At 38.2% G+C, this 16,001-nt stretch carries 14 protein-coding genes; 2 read left to right on the top strand and 12 right to left on the bottom strand.

What is annotated here, in order from left to right:
• Positions 1 to 201 precede the first annotated feature (201 nt).
• The 11 genes from LC095_RS04000 to hutP all read right to left on the bottom strand — a co-directional run bounded on the left by LC095_RS04000 (position 202) and on the right by hutP (position 13,695).
• On the bottom strand, positions 202 to 1,266 hold the full coding sequence (locus LC095_RS04000) for a M14 family zinc carboxypeptidase (RefSeq protein ID WP_226526929.1): 1,065 nt from the start codon (positions 1,264 to 1,266) through the stop codon (positions 202 to 204).
• Between the two features lie 470 nt (positions 1,267 to 1,736).
• Complete coding sequence (locus LC095_RS04005; protein WP_226526930.1) at positions 1,737 to 2,729, bottom strand: aromatic ring-hydroxylating oxygenase subunit alpha; 993 nt, start codon at positions 2,727 to 2,729, stop codon at positions 1,737 to 1,739.
• Between the two features lie 6 nt (positions 2,730 to 2,735).
• A complete protein-coding gene (locus LC095_RS04010) occupies positions 2,736 to 3,863 on the bottom strand; it encodes a BMP family ABC transporter substrate-binding protein (protein WP_226526931.1) in 1,128 nt (375 codons plus the stop codon).
• Positions 3,864 to 3,940: 77 nt separating this feature from the next.
• Entirely contained in the window at positions 3,941 to 4,870 is a 930-nt protein-coding gene (locus LC095_RS04015) for an ABC transporter permease (RefSeq protein WP_226526932.1), read from the bottom strand.
• Positions 4,871 to 4,893: 23 nt separating this feature from the next.
• On the bottom strand, positions 4,894 to 6,021 hold the full coding sequence (locus LC095_RS04020; RefSeq protein WP_226526933.1) for an ABC transporter permease: 1,128 nt from the start codon (positions 6,019 to 6,021) through the stop codon (positions 4,894 to 4,896).
• Positions 6,018 to 7,556: an ABC transporter ATP-binding protein gene (locus tag LC095_RS04025; RefSeq protein WP_319005753.1), complete on the bottom strand. Its 1,539-nt coding sequence runs from the start codon at positions 7,554 to 7,556 to the stop codon at positions 6,018 to 6,020. Before LC095_RS04025 ends, LC095_RS04020 begins: the two co-directional genes overlap by 4 nt.
• A 175-nt stretch (positions 7,557 to 7,731) precedes the next feature.
• The gene (locus tag LC095_RS04030; protein WP_226526934.1) at positions 7,732 to 8,709 is read right to left on the bottom strand and encodes an agmatinase family protein; all 978 of its coding nucleotides are present in this window, start codon (positions 8,707 to 8,709) and stop codon (positions 7,732 to 7,734) included.
• Positions 8,706 to 9,968 carry an imidazolonepropionase gene (hutI, locus tag LC095_RS04035; RefSeq protein ID WP_226526935.1) on the bottom strand — a complete coding sequence of 421 codons (1,263 nt, stop codon included), beginning with the start codon at positions 9,966 to 9,968 and terminating at the stop codon, positions 8,706 to 8,708. Before hutI ends, LC095_RS04030 begins: the two co-directional genes overlap by 4 nt.
• Positions 9,968 to 11,635 (bottom strand): urocanate hydratase, encoded by a 1,668-nt coding sequence (gene hutU, locus LC095_RS04040; RefSeq protein WP_226526936.1) that lies wholly within the window; start codon positions 11,633 to 11,635, stop codon positions 9,968 to 9,970. Before hutU ends, hutI begins: the two co-directional genes overlap by 1 nt.
• On the bottom strand, positions 11,628 to 13,148 hold the full coding sequence (gene hutH, locus LC095_RS04045; protein ID WP_226526937.1) for a histidine ammonia-lyase: 1,521 nt from the start codon (positions 13,146 to 13,148) through the stop codon (positions 11,628 to 11,630). Before hutH ends, hutU begins: the two co-directional genes overlap by 8 nt.
• A 103-nt stretch (positions 13,149 to 13,251) precedes the next feature.
• Positions 13,252 to 13,695, bottom strand: a complete 444-nt coding sequence (gene hutP / locus LC095_RS04050) for a hut operon transcriptional regulator HutP (protein WP_226526938.1) — start codon at positions 13,693 to 13,695, stop codon at positions 13,252 to 13,254.
• 178 nt (positions 13,696 to 13,873) lie between these two features.
• Here hutP and ndk point away from each other — a divergent pair, with 178 nt between their 5' ends.
• Both ndk and glsA read left to right on the top strand, forming a co-directional pair.
• Positions 13,874 to 14,323 carry a nucleoside-diphosphate kinase gene (gene ndk, locus LC095_RS04055; protein WP_226527119.1) on the top strand — a complete coding sequence of 150 codons (450 nt, stop codon included), beginning with the start codon at positions 13,874 to 13,876 and terminating at the stop codon, positions 14,321 to 14,323.
• A gap of 72 nt (positions 14,324 to 14,395) precedes the next feature.
• On the top strand, positions 14,396 to 15,325 hold the full coding sequence (gene glsA / locus LC095_RS04060; RefSeq protein ID WP_226526939.1) for a glutaminase A: 930 nt from the start codon (positions 14,396 to 14,398) through the stop codon (positions 15,323 to 15,325).
• Between the two features lie 45 nt (positions 15,326 to 15,370).
• Here the strand turns inward: glsA and LC095_RS04065 are convergent, their stop codons facing one another.
• Positions 15,371 to 15,952 carry a YitT family protein gene (locus tag LC095_RS04065; RefSeq protein ID WP_226526940.1) on the bottom strand — a complete coding sequence of 194 codons (582 nt, stop codon included), beginning with the start codon at positions 15,950 to 15,952 and terminating at the stop codon, positions 15,371 to 15,373.
• Positions 15,953 to 16,001 lie beyond the last annotated feature (49 nt).

The following is a 16,001-nucleotide window of genomic DNA, read 5'->3' on the forward strand; positions in this document are numbered from 1 at the left end:
CCCCTTTTTTTGGTAAAATTGTGTATAAAAAGCACATCATTATACTACCATAGGTTATATTAAGCTTGTCAAATGAAATGTTAGATATTTCGACATAGTGTTTTGTATTTTTTCGGATGTGTGTTATCGAATTTTCATGATTCTATCAAACTTACAAAATGAGCACATCCTATATAGTGGATGTGCTCATATCATGTTTTGTCATTCGTCAGATTCTTCATTTGGACGATTTGTCTGTGTTGGTAGAGTGTCCCAAAAACTCGTATCTGCGGTATCAATTGAACCATCTGCAATGGCTCTGACAGTAGTATCTAGTGTTAAAATTGTTTGTTTAATTAAATATCCATTGCTTTTTTGGCCAAGAGCGTAAGATTCGATATAATGATCTGACATTCCACGCATTTCAAATAATAGTGTAGAGATATCATATCGAACGGCTGCACCATTACGCCCTATATTTTCACCATTTCCCCCATTGTATTTTCCAATATGACCCCATCCGGTATTTTCAAGTGTATGATAGACAACTGACCCTAGTTTTTTCGAGCGCTCTAGGACTTCAGGTTTTACGTTAGCATTTGTAGGATACAAAATCGAACCGGATACAAGTTCACCCTCTGTTTCACTTCGAGTACCTTGATGGTGAAGATCGATCATATAATCAATGTTGTATTTGGCAAAAACATTTTCATGAAGAACCCTTGCTTCTGGTTCCATTTCACTTGGAGCTTTATCATGCTCACGGTTTAAATCAACATTATTGGCATTATAACGAGTTAAGTGACGATCTCCATCAGCTAAGTAATTGTCTAATGAAAAGTTAACGTCCCCCATTGCTCCATCTGCATTAAGCATCGGAATGATAAGGATATTCACATTATCTAATACACCCTTGGTTTTATTAGTTCCTAAGTGTTTAATAAATTCAAGTGCTCCTTCTGTTGTCAATTGCTCATTTCCATGTTGCTGTGTTAAGAATAATATGGTCGGATTTTGTGGATTTGATATGTATTTCGCCATGTAGATATCTCTGCCTTTGACCGTTTGTCCAATGACTTCAAGCTCCATTTTATCCTGCTTGTTATCCTGCGTTTTTAAATACTCCACTAAACTATCATATGTATGAAGAATGGATGTTTGGATGGATCCATTACCAGTGTTTGGCCCGTTACCGACTGCACCGACTGGTAAGGAAACAACTGTCATTGCTCCAAAAGCTAATAGACTTGATAGTGACGCAGATACTATTTTTCTTTTTAGATTCATTATCATATTCCTCCCATATTTTATAGATTTATATTGTTATTGTACTGTTTTAGTAACCTTGTTTTAATAGCAGAGAAATCCTATCATTTTGACATAATTAGCAGATCTTATTGAAATGAAATAGTGTTGTTTCTATCTTTAATATTATATTTTTATAGTGAAAAAGGACGTGGGGAGAGATAGAAAACAGGTATTTTGACTGAAATACTAGTAATTTATTTTTATTTTTGGTTCTAAAGTATCTAGTTGATTATGATCCTGTATATTTTTTGTCGAAGGAAAATTAGTATCGAGCTTATTCTCGATATTGTTGAAATATTTTCTATTTTCAGTGGTTATTCTCTATTCTGAGGATTTATTTACTATTTTACGTACTTTATTTTCGATTAGAAAAAAACGACACAAACCCTCAAAAAAAGAACAACCATTACTGGAAGTTCTCAATTAGTTTTCATATGATTCTATTTAGCTTACTCTGTTCCAAACGTTAAACCTACTTCCATCAGAAACTTTCGGTAAGCAATGCTCACACGGTCACTCTTCAAGTGCAATTCGGCTTGAAGATCCAAAGGCAACAATTCAGGCTTTTGGTTTTCGACAATTACACGATCTTGCTCGATTAATAGATCCTGAAATTGTATAAATATATTTTCGTCCTCCTCAAGTGCATAATTTCGCTCCATGATCATATATGCTTTGCTTTTCTTTTCATTTACAGGTAAAACAATAAGATATAAATCAAAGAATTCTTCTGAATCATCAATACTTTTTCTAAATCCGGCACATAAGGGATTAAACACTTTGTATGTGTATTTTGCTTGTACATCGTGACCTCTCCCGTCAGGATCAGGCTGATAAATATCAATTTCATCTGAAATCAGGACTCCGTCTTTTTGATAAACATGGTAATCACTAATTTCCGGAAATTGACTATCACCTAATAATCCTTCGTGAACAAACATCAAATGGGAAACATCTAAAAAGTTTTCAATCACTCTTGGACCTGCTGCTTCCAATTCATATGGACCCATTTTTACCTGATTATTTTGTGAACAGTCAGATGTTAGTTCACCAATTTTTGGCTTTGACATTTCCGGTTCTCCTAAACAAACCCATATGAAGCCAAGCTCTTCTGTACAATAATAGGTAATCGTTTTTGCTTTGGTTGGAATGGCTTTTCCTGCAGGCAAGGCAGGTATGCGTGTACATGTTCCACAACTATTATATGTCCATCCATGATAAGGGCATATAATCTCATCATTTACGACTTTCCCGAGAGAAAGCGGAACGCCCCGGTGGATACATAAATCTTTAAAGGCATAAACACCTTGAGAGGTTCGAAAAACCACAACTTTTTCTCCTAATATTTCAATAGCTTTAGGCTGTTCATTTAATTCATTTGACAGTAAAACCGGATGCCATTGATGAATTAAAACTGGGACTTTTACAATCAATGTTGTCATCCTTTCTTATTCCGGAATCGTTCCTTTTACACCTTTCACAAACCAGTTCATGCTTAATATATCTTCTAATGGCATGGTTTCACCTTCAGTAAGCTTTACTTCTCCAGTTTGGTCGGTGATTGGCCCGGTGAAAACTTCTAAACTACCATCGATCATCTCTTGTTTTTTCTCTTCAACAACAGTTTGAACATCTTGTGGAACATTCTTTCCATATGGTGCAAGGTCGACCATTTGCTCCTTTAAACCCCCATAGTATGAACCTGGTTTCCAAGTACCATCGATTACGCTTTGGACAACATCTACATAATATGGTCCCCAGTTTAGTGTTGGATTTGTCACATAGGTATCAGGAGCGTATTTATTCATATCAGAGTCATTCCCCATTCCCCAAACTCCCCGCTCAGCAGCAGCTTGGATACCTGCAGGTGAATCTTGATAGTTTGCGAGAACATCGACTCCCTCATCTAGTAAAGTAATAGCTGCTTGTCTCTCTGTAGCCGGATCAAACCAAGTATTGCTCCAAACAACAGATATCTCAACATCAGGATTTACACTCTGAGCTCCTAATGTAAAAGCATTAATTGTGTAAATAACCTCTGGAATTGGAAATGCACCAACATAGCCAATTTTGTTATTTTCTGTTAATTCTCCTGCAGCAATCCCGGCTAAATAGCCTGGTTGGTAGCCTTTACCTTGATATGTACCTAAATTATCTTCTGTTTTATATCCGGTTGCATGCATGAAGACAACATCCGGGTATTTTTTCGCTACATTAACTGTTGGATCCATATACCCAAAGCTTGTTGTAAAGATAATGTCATGATCTTGAGCAAGCTCCTCGATGACACGCTCAGCATCAGGGCCTTCCGGGACATTTTCTACAGTTGTTGAGGAAATTCCAAATGCTTCATCAACTGCTTGTCTTCCTTTATCATGTTCAAATGTCCAACCGCCATCTCCTGGCACACCAATATAGACAAAGGCAACTCTTGGCATTTCTGTTGTTTCCGTTGTAGCGTCTGTTTTTTCTTCTCGCGGTGATGATTCTGCAGGTTGGGAGCTTTCTTGTGAACAAGCCGCAAACATGAAAATCATGAAAAGAAGTACGATCATTCCTAGCCATTTTTTCTTCATCTAAATCCCCCTTAGATTTTTCAATGAAATTCCAAGTTTATTAAGGAATCATCACCTCCTTTAATTGATATATGGAGTTAAAAACGCTTTTCCCGAAAATATGGTAGTCCCAATGCTTTTGGTTCAATCGGCGGTTTATGTCTATTTTTCCAGCCAATAAACATAAGGACTAGAATTGTAGAGAGATACGGAATCATTTTTAAAAAATATGAAGGTATGCCAAAATCGAATATTTGAATTCTAAACCCAAGTGCATCTAGTCCTCCGAAAAAGTAGGCACAGGCTAGTGCATATAATGGATTCCACCTCGCAAAGATAATTAAGGCAATGGCAATCCAACCTCTCCCGGCTGTCATTCCTTCAATCCAGTTAGGAGAGTATGCCATAATTAAATAAAACCCTGAAAGCCCCATGAGCATTGAGCCAACAATAACATGGATATATCGAAAGCCGATAACTGATATTCCCATTACATCAGAGGTTGATGGGCTATCACCAACTGCTTTAAGGTGAAGACCCCAAGAAGTTTTATACATATAAAGGTACAAAAGGACAGCTAAACCGATACTCATCCAAATAAAGAGATCAAGATTAGAAAAGATACGCCCTAAAAATGGGATGTTTCCAAGCGAGGTTAATGGGACGTGTGGAACGGATATTGATAAAGCAACTCCAGCTACTGCTTTTCCTAGGTAGGCACTCATACCAGTTCCAAAAAGAGTAATTGAAAGTCCGCTTACAATCTGGTTTGCGCGCAGGGTAATACATAAAAATGCATGGATAAGCCCTAGCACTGCTGAAGCTAACAAAGCACCGAAAAATGTAATAATCAAACTCTCTGTTTGAAGATAAATAATACAGGATGTTACGGCGCCAATGAGCATTATACCCTCTGTACCTAAATGGATAACACCGGCTTTTTCACTCAATATTCCCCCAAGTACAGCAAAGAGCAAGGGTGTTCCGGAAGATATAGCAGCTGTTATTAAAAGCGCGGTTACATCCATGTTAATCCCTCCTTTCTAGTACTCTATGAATTTTCTTTGTATACTTTTTTTATGCGATATTTGCTGATCATTTCTCCACCTATTAAACAAAATAAAATGGCTCCTTGTAGCATGAATGACAAAGATGACGGCAATCCTATTGTTTGAACACTGTATCCTCCAACGATCAAACCACCGATAAAAACAGAAGAAAGAATCATAGCGAATGGATTTAGTTTTGCAAGCCATGCCACGATAATGGCGGTATACCCATAACCGGGTGAGATTCCGTACATCAGCCTTCCAGCTACTCCCGACACCTCAACCATGCCAGCTAAGCCAGCTAATCCTCCACTTATCATCATGACAATCAAAATATGCTTATTAATGCGTATACCTGCATATTTTGCTGCTGTTGGATTTGCTCCTAAAAGCCGTAACTCGTAGCCCCAACGTGTTTTTAATGTGAAAAAAGCAAAGAGAGAGACAGCTATGACAGCGAAAAATATGCCGATGTGTAATCTTGTACCTCCAATCGTCGCCAGTAATTGAGAAGGAACAAACATAGGTGATCCAGGAAAATTAAAGCCATCTGGATCTCTCCATGGACCAAAAACAAAATAATCTAATAATAAAAGCGCTACATAATTCAGCATAAGAGAAGTGATCAGTTCATTTACTTGAAAATATGTACGAGGAATAGCGGTTAATAACCCCCACAATGCACCTGAGACTATACCAACGATAACCATAAGCGGAATATAGACAACACCCGGCAACTGTGGAAAATAAATAGTAATTGCCGTGGCACCCATAGCACCTAATAAAAATTGGCCCTCTGCTCCAATATTCCAAATCGAAATACGGTACGCGATTGCAACGCCAAGACCACAAAGTAAGAGTGGTGTTGCTTTTACAAGGGTTTCACTAATTCCAAAAATGGAACCAAATGCACCTTGTAGCATCTTCAAATACACCGTTATTGGATTTAATCCATTTAATAGAATAAAGAGAGCACATAGCATTAAAGCTACGATGATGGAAAGGAATGGAACAAAGATGCTATGTGATTTTTTGTGCGGATCATATTCAAAACGGAACGGTAGTTCATGTCTTTTATTCGTGCTATTATCATTTATGACCGTTTGTTCAATTGAGGATTTTTGACTCATAAAACAACTCCTTCCATCGCGTCTAAACCCGCCATTAATTGACCGATGTATTCTTTTTCTTCCTTCCCCCTTTCAATGACACCATTTATTCTTCCGTTATAAAGAACAAGAATTTTGTCTGAAAGATGAAGCACTTCATCTAAGTCTTCAGAAATGAGCAGAATGCCCCCGCCTGAGTGTCGAAGCTCTAGTAACATTTGATGAACAGCTTCTGTTGCACCTACATCCAGTCCTTGTGTAGGATGGACGGCTATCATCAGTTTTGGATTTTGATCAATTTCTCTTGCGAATAAGAGCTTTTGTTGATTACCTCCAGAAAGCTGTTGAACAGGGCTAAGTAAATCTGAAGTACGAACATCAAAGTTCTTGACCAGCTCTCTAGCCCATTGCTCATTTTGCTTCTTTTTTAATAATCCGAGTATTGCTCGTTTTTTTGACCGATAAGATTTAAACAGTAAGTTTTCAACAATTCCTAAGCTTCCTGCGAGCCCACTCTTCATTCGATCTTCAGGTATATGTGCGATTCCTTTATCAATTAAGCTCTGAATAGAGGGGTTGCCTAATTGATCGTTCTCAAAAATGACAGTTCCACTGTTCCAGGGAATTAGTCCTGTTAATGCCTCTGCAAGTTCTTTTTGTCCATTGCCTGCGACTCCGGCAACCCCAATAATCTCGTGTTCATGTATGGTAAAATCGATTTGGCTTAAAGCGTTTAATCCCTGTTTGGTGTGAACGGTGAGCTTATTCACTTGGAGAATTGGTTTTCCTATAGGATGCGACTCCACAGTTATTCCCTTTTTCACCTCTCTTCCGACCATTAACTGGGCCAATTCCTGAACGGTCGTTTCCTCTTTGTTCAAATGTTCGATCATTTTCCCTTTTCTCATAACTGAGATGCGATCGGCAACCTTCATCACCTCTTTTAACTTATGTGTTGTAATAATCATCGTTTTTCCATTGCGTTTTAGCTCCTGCATCGTTAAAAATAATTGCTCTGCTTCAGCTGGTGTTAAAACAGATGTTGGCTCGTCAAATATGATAATATCTGCCTCGCGGTATAGTATTTTGACAATTTCTACACGCTGCTGTTCACCAACGGAAAGCTGCCAAATAGGAACATTGGTAGGGAATGTTAATCCATATTGCTCTGCAATTTGTTCAACCTCTTTTGATTTCCTTTTCATCCAAGATGAACTCCGCCATATTTGACCTTTTTCGCCGAGAATGATATTTTGAGTAGCAGTTAGAGTCTGAACCAATCGAAAGTTTTGATGAACCATTCCAATTCCCAGCTTCATAGATTCTTTTGGAGAATGAATCTGACATGGTAAACCATTGACTATGATTGTTCCACTATCAGCTTTATAAATGCCTGATATCATACTCATGATTGTGCTTTTTCCTGCGCCATTTTCACCTAATAATGCATGTATCTCACCTTTTTTTACGGAAAAGTTTACATGATCACTCGCGATAACAGAGCCGAATTTTTTGACAATGTTTGTCATCTCAATTGCAAATTGAGTAGTTGGCAAATATCCATCACCTCAGTAGTTTGAATTTTCTAAATTATCCAACGTTTTGGTCTTTCAGTCTACAAATGTGTAGCATTATGTTACATAGAACGATTGATTTATTCTCAATCATGTTAACAAACGTTTTTAGACATAAAAAAACAGCTCCACTTTAATAGGGAACTGAAATCATGTATCAAGATAACTTTCCTAACACACATCCTGTAACAAACTGCATCCAGGCATACCCTCCTATCTTAACTGTTTCATTTACGGGAGTGTCTTTACTAGGATCAAGACAAACAAAGTCGATATGCTGAACAGTAGCATGACGTCCAATTTCGAGTAGGCTATCAAAAAGTTCTTCTGTTGTCATTCCACCTGGAGTTGATGCTGGAACACCTGGGGCGAAAGAGATGTCGAGCACATCAAGATCTACCGTTACATAAATGCGATCTACTTTTTCGCTTAATGTTTTAAGAGCGTGAAGGACAGTTTGGATAACTCCAGCTTTTCGAGCTGTTTTTAAAGTGATGGTCTTAATATGGTGTTTATTGGCGAAATCAACTAATGGTTTGGCATTATAATAACCATGTGGGCCAATATTAACGATATTTTCTCCCTTTACAATGTTCTCTTCAATTAATTGCCTAATAGGTGTTCCATTTGAAGGTCCCATTATTTTGGGATCTCTTACATCAAGGTGTGTATCAAGCTGCAAAATACCAATTGTTTCATTAGGGAATGCTTGTTGAATGCCCCTTACTGCACAAGCGGTTGTGGAATGATCTCCGCCGATCATACATGTTCGTGTGTATGGATATTTTGAGCAAAGATATGATGTAGATTGTTTGATTCGATCGTGTGACATAGAAATATCAGTCGTATGCATGGAGATATCTCCTGCATCCCCGACAAGAAAAGAGCTAAGATCAATGTTTTTTTCTATGTTATAAGTAGCAAAACCTTTCCAAATACGACGAAATTCCAACGGGTAAAGAGATGCTCCTGAGACACTAATGGAAGAGCGTGATAATGGTGCGCCATAAATGAGAAGTTCAGGTGGGGTGTTCATCGCATGAATGGATTGTACCCATTCATGAACATAAGTTGGATTATGTTTATTAGGTTGATTCCATGACCATTCTGGTTGAACTAACCAATGCTCTTTCATCGGTTTACCACCTTGATTCCTTTTTTCCAGACTGTTTTGACATGATTGACACCGAATCGATATTGCAGTTCTTGATAATTTTTTACGTTCCACAACACGATGTCTGCTTGCTTTCCTATTTCGATGCTTCCAACGATATGTTCACGTTTTATTGCACAGGCTGCATTGTATGTGGCTGCGGTTAATGCTTCAGCCGGAGTTAATTTCATTGTTAAACATGCTAAGTTCATCACTAAAGGCATGGAGGTAGTTGGTGATGAACCAGGGTTACAGTCTGTAGAGATGGCTACAGCTACTCCCTCATCAATCATTTTTCTTCCATTAGCTGCTTCTTCTCTTAAGTATAGAGCGGTGGCTGGAAGTAAACATCCAATTGTTCCCTTACGAGCCATGGCTTTCATTCCTTGCTCAGTTGTCTTAAGTAAATGCTCAGCTGATATGGCTCCAACTTCGGCAGCTAATTCTGCGCCACCTAAACAAACAATTTCATCAGCATGAATTTTTGGAATCAGGTTAAATTGCTTCCCTGCTTCTAAAATTTTTTTTGATTGCTCAACGGTAAACACATCTTTTTCACAAAATACATCAATGAACTCAGCTAAGTTTTCATTTCCTATTGTCGGTAACATTTCGTTAATAATCAGCTTAACGTAGAGGTCTTCTTTCCCTTTATATTCCACAGGTACAGCGTGGGCACCCATAAAAGTTGGAACAAGATCGATGGGGTGTAGTTGCTGTAGTTTTTTAATCACATTTAATTGTTTTCGTTCTGTTTCTAAGTTAAGTCCATATCCACTCTTAGCTTCAATCGTTGTAACACCATGTTCTAAAAAGGAATTGAGCCTATTTATTGTTTGCTCTATCAAATCTTCCTCTGTAGCTTCTCTTGTCATTTTCGTAGTGGAATGAATTCCACCGCCTGCATTCATGATGTCCATATAAGAAGCCCCATTTAATCTTAATTCGAATTCTTTCTCACGGCTTCCTCCGTACACAACATGTGTGTGTGGATCGATAAGGCCGGGCGTGACTAAATGGTCTGTTGCATCAATAATATCGGCATTGTGATGATTGTTTCGGTAGAGTTGTTTTAATTGATCTGTTGTACCAACTGCTTGGATAAGACCGCCTTCGACCCATATACTCCCATCCTTAATAATTCCTATATCTGACATCGAAGCTTTTGTTCGAGGACCAAGTTGGCTTGATTTTAAAGTGGCCAATTGATTGATGTGTTTAATCCATAATGGCCTTTTCATCAAGCATCCCCTCCTTGGTTTAACATCGGCATGTTTAATCCATGTTGTTTGGCTGTTTCAATGGCAAGGTCATATCCCGCATCTGCGTGACGAACAACTCCCATTCCGGGATCAGTTGTTAACACACGTTCAATTCTTCGTTCAGCTTCTTTTGTGCCATCAGCAACAACCACCATCCCGGCATGCAGTGAGTATCCCATACCTACACCTCCTCCATGATGAACAGACACCCATGTTGCTCCTCCAACCGCATTAATCATCGCATTTAAGATTGGCCAATCTGAGACAACATCTGATCCATCCTTCATTGCTTCTGTTTCCCGATTAGGAGAAGCAACGGAACCGGCGTCTAAATGGTCACGACCAATTACTATAGGTGCGTTGAGCTCACCGCTTGCAACCATATCATTTATAATTCTTCCAAACTTCGCACGTTCACCATATCCTAACCAGCAAATGCGTGATGGAAGGCCTTGAAATTGAATTTTCTCTTGCGCCATCTTAATCCAATTACAAAGTGGCTTGTTTTCACTAAAAGTTTTTAAGATTGCTTGATCCGTTTTTAAAATATCTTCCGGGTCGCCTGATAATGCCACCCATCGGAACGGTCCTTTGCCGACACAAAATTGAGGACGAATGTATGCCGGAACAAAACCTGGAAAATCAAATGCTTGATGTATACCCTCATCTTTGGCTATTTGACGGATATTATTACCATAATCAAATGTAATGGCCCCTTTATTTTGGATTGCAAGCATTGTTTCTACATGTTTGGCAATTGAGGTTTTGGCACATTTTATATAGAGATTCTTATCCGATGTTCTCAGGTGTTCTGCTTGTTCTAGTGTCATGTTTGATGGAATATATCCATTTAAAGGGTCATGTGCTGATGTTTGATCTGTTAAAATATCAGGAATGAAATGAATCTTCAACATCTCAGGTAATAGATCTGAAGCATTTCCTCGTAGACCTATTGATAACGGTATTCGTGATTTTTTTGCATTTGTGGCCAGCATGATCGCTTCTTCTATACTAGTAGCTTTCACATCTAAGTACCGGGTTTGTATTCTACGATCAATTTTCTTTTCATCAACCTCAATTGCTATACAAATACCACCGTTCATTGTTACTGCTAATGGTTGGGCACCACCCATTCCACCAAGTCCTGCTGTTAAGGTAATCGTTCCTTTTAATGTTGAATTGAAATGCTGTTTTGCCAATTCTGCAAATGTTTCATAAGTCCCCTGAACAATGCCTTGTGAACCGATATATATCCAGCTTCCGGCCGTCATTTGTCCATACATCATTAGCCCTTTTTGATCAAGTTCATGAAATGTCTCCCAATTAGCATAGGCAGGCACAATATTGGAATTAGCTAATAAAACACGTGGGGCATCTTCATGTGTTTGAAAAACTGCAACAGGCTTTCCTGACTGAATAAGTAATGTTTCATTGTTATTTAATTGTTTAAGCGAATGGACAATCTTATCAAAACAATCCCAATTACGTGCTGCTTTTCCAATTCCTCCATACACGACTAATTCTGATGGATTCTCGGCAACTTCAGGATCAAGATTATTCATGAGCATTCGGAGAGCAGCTTCTTGCTGCCACCCTTTTGTATGCAAGGTATTTCCTCTGTATTTCGATACTTTATTGTTATTCATATAGCTTTCCCTCCAATACATTTTTGAAGTAAAGAGCCTCTGTTTTTAACCAATTTGTCATTCCTTCGATGTCAAGTGAAAAAATGCGGTCATGTGTAATCGATGGAACAATTTTCCTTCCTTCTTTATAAAATGATCCAGTAATAGATGCCATTTTATGAGAACCTCGAATTTCTGCCGCTTGAATACTGCAAATGGCTTCTATAGCAAGAACTCGTCGTGCATTTGTTATAATTTGATACGCATGCCTCGCTGCAATTGTCCCCATACTTACATGATCTTCCTGATTTGCCGATGATGGGATGGAATCAACACTTGCCGGATGTGCCAACGTTTTGTTTTCTGATACGAGTGATGCGGCAACATATTGCATGATCATAGCACCTGATTGAAGGCCCGGCTCCGGACTTAAAAATGCCGGTAAATCATTTAACTGAGGATTAACAAGTCGTTCAATTCTTCGTTCTGATATATTGGCAAGCTCTGACAAGGCGATTTTTAAGAAATCCATCGCAAACGCAATGGGCTGACCGTGAAAGTTCCCACCTGAAATGATTTTTGATCCATTTTGAAAGATAAGAGGGTTATCTGTTGCTGCATTCATTTCGATCTCAAGCTTTTCTTTTGTGAAGTCCAATGTTTGCCATATCGCTCCGTGTACTTGAGGGATACATCTTATTGAGTAAGCATCTTGAACTCGCCGTTCTCCTTGTTTTGTTACGAGTAGACTATCCTTTAAATAGTCTCGAATTCTTGTTGCTACATCTATTTGTTGCTTAAAGCCTCTTGCAACATGTATTTCATGATCGAAGGCATCTATAATTCCTTCCAATGCTTCAATCGTAACACCAGCAATTAACTCAGCTTGATATGCTAGTTTTTCTGCTTCCAAATATGTTATAACACCCATCGCAGTCATCGCTTGTGTCCCATTAATTAAGGCCAAACCTTCTTTTGCTGTAAGCGTAACCGGTATAATAGACTCTTTTGATAATGCATCGATTGAAGGCATTCTTTTTCCTTTATAAAAAACCTCTCCCTCCCCTAGTAAGCAAAGAGCTAAATGTGATAACGGGGCTAAATCACCACTTGCACCAAGAGAGCCTTGTTGAGGGATAACAGGATGTATTCCTGCATTAACTAAGTCAAGTAATCTTTCAATAATAACGGGTCGAACACCGGAAAATCCCTTTAGTAAGGCATTTGCTCTTAACAGAATCATTGCTCGTGATACCTCTTCCGGAAAAGGGTCACCAACCCCGCATGCATGTGATCGAATTAAATTGAGTTGAAGGTTCTCAACATGATCTTTATCTATATAAACATCACTGAACTTTCCAAAACCAGTTGTAATTCCATATACAATCTTTCCATTAGAAACAATATGTTCAACGGCTTTTCTACTTTCCATCACTTTTTTCATGCTTTCTTCTGTATAACTAACTTTCTCTCGATCAAAAATAACTTTTTGCAAAGATTGAAACGTTAGGTTTTGGCCATTTAACGTAATCACCTATTTACTTCCTCCTTCTTACAAATAGAAAAGGGGACTATATCTTGAAATCAATGGATTCCAAGATATAGCCCCCTACTCACTATTTTCACTTTGGGCAATTTCATATGTGGTTAATTCCAAGGCCGATGGTTTCATGTTCTGACCCTTTGACAGGTGCACCTATTGTTCCATAAAGAGAGACAGCAATCCAGTCACCTTCTTGTTCCTTATCATAAGGATTTCCTCGCAGAACAGCAAATGACAGTCCAACCGTTCTAAGAACTGATCCTAATTGAACATGGCCACGGGTCACGCCGTGTAAGGCTTCCATTATTGCATGATATAAAGCGTGTGATTCACGATAGATAGTAGATTCAATAATGCCGTTTTTTTTAGCCGCTGTTTCAATCGCAGCCACTACTTTATGTGCATCCATTGAACCGACTTTACCAATACAGCCCTTCCAATTGTTTTCTTTGAGTTGGTTTAACTGCATGTCGGGGTCTTCTGATAATAATAGAAGTATAGCTTTCCTTCCAATAAGGCGATCTTTACTTAATGCCATACAAAAACAACTCTTTCATCTGGATTCTTCCCTGATAACTAATGTCTAACACCATTGTATGCCGTGAAAAAATGAATGATCACAATTATTTCACTAAATGTTTAAAGGATGTTGCATATTGTCAATACTGTTTACAGGATTCTTTAAAAATGATTCAAGAGGTGGATATAAGATGTCGATGCAACGAACGTTTATTATGGTGAAACCGGATGGTGTCAAACGCGGGTTAATTGGAGAAATTGTGAAACGCTTTGAGCAAAAAGGATTTGCCTTACTTAATGCCGAGTTAATGACAATTGATCAGTCAAAGGCAGAATATCATTATGAGGAGCACAAGGATAAGCCATTTTTCGGAGAATTGGTTGATTTCATTACATCTTCTCCAGTTTTTGCGATGGTATGGGAAGGCGAAAATATTATCGATGTTTCCCGTACAATGATAGGTAAAACCAGCCCAACGGAAGCCCAACCTGGTACCATTCGCGGTGATTTTGCATTCAAAAAAGAGGAAAATGTGATTCATGGCTCGGATTCAATAGAAAGTGCAGAAAGAGAGATTGCGAACTTCTTTGATCCATTGCAACTTCGTTCTTCTGACAAGATGTTTAAAAGTAGAAAATCAAGCTAATATATATGTCTTTTGATTGCGTGGACATTATTCCGGCAGCAAAAGACATTTTTACATTGAAGGTGATAATAAATGCTATGTCGAACAAGTGATGAATTACAACGGTATGTGGAAACATCAAAGGAATGGACAACAAAAGGAAAAGTTGCAGATTATATTCCTGCACTAGGTAAAGAAAATCCGGATGATCTATCCATAGCGATTCACTATCCAGGTGGAGAATGTGTTTCAGCGGGAGATATTAAAAAGAAATTCACTCTTCAAAGCATCTCAAAGGTAATAAGCCTCGCTTTTGTATTAATGGACAAAGGGAAAGAGTTTGTGTTTGATCGAGTAGGAATGGAACCGACAGGAGATCCATTCAATTCCATCGCCAAATTAGAAACGATGGCACCTGCAAAACCATTAAATCCAATGATAAATGCTGGTGCACTTGTTGTGACACATATGATCAATGGAGATTCTACCGAAGAAAGATTACAACGATTATTGTCATTTGTTCAAGATCTGACAAATGATCAATCGGTTACCTATAATAAAGAAGTGGCTCAATCAGAGTATAAAACAGCTGATTTAAATCGCTCCTTAATTTATTTTTTAAAGCAACATGGGATTATAGATGAAGATGTTGAACAATTAATTGACTTGTATTCCAAACAGTGTTCAATTGAAATGAATTGCTTGGATTTAGCAAGGATTGGGGCTGTTTTTGCTATGGATGGAGCTGATCCGCGGACTGGTAAGCAACTCATTCCCTCTGATGTTTCAAGAATATGTAAGACCTTCATGGTTACATGTGGAATGTACAATGCTTCAGGAGAATTTGCTATAAAAATTGGAATTCCTGCTAAAAGCGGAGTGTCCGGCGGTATCATGGGATCTGTTCCCGGAAAATTCGGAATTGGAATATTTGGTCCTTCATTAGATGAAAAAGGAAATAGTATTGCCGGTATCCGGTTATTGGAATTGTTATCAAAAGATTATCAACTGAGTATGTTTTGACAAAAATAGAGCCCTCCATTCAGGAAGGGCTATATCGCGCATTATTTACGTAGAGTGACTGGATTTAGTTGAAATAAATGTTGTGGTTAATCCAACGGCAAGTATCGTTATACAGGATAATAGGAACGTCTCTCCTGAAATTAACAAGCCCCCAAGTAAAATGACGATGCTATCAATGAAAAATATCAGGATTCCGACATTAATCCCTGTTTTTTCAAATAAAAATTGAGCAAGTAAATCGGTTCCCCCTGTACTTGTACCAATCCGAAGCATTAAACCGATTCCAAGGCCAACAAATATCCCTCCAACTAACGAGCTGATATAAGGAGCTAAATGAATAACACCTGAGAGCGGCTTCAGTAAATCGATAAAAAAAGAAGATACAAGCATTCCATGTAAACTATTATAAAAATATTGACGATAATAAATCCATGCGATAAGAAATACAGGAATACTGAGAAAAATGACCATTAAACCTGCTTTTAGTCCTAATAAATAATGCAAAATTAACCCTATCCCGATAATTCCTCCATCTAATACTTTATACGGAGTTAAGAATAAGTTAATCCCTATTGAAAGAAGGATACTGCCAAGAATTATCATGACACCGATTCTCACATACTTCATGTCTCTCCTCCGAAAATTGGACATGTTTTAGTTTATGAGATGATTCGTA

Source organism: Metabacillus niabensis (assembly GCF_020524345.1).
GTDB lineage: Bacteria > Bacillota > Bacilli > Bacillales > Bacillaceae > Metabacillus > Metabacillus niabensis_B.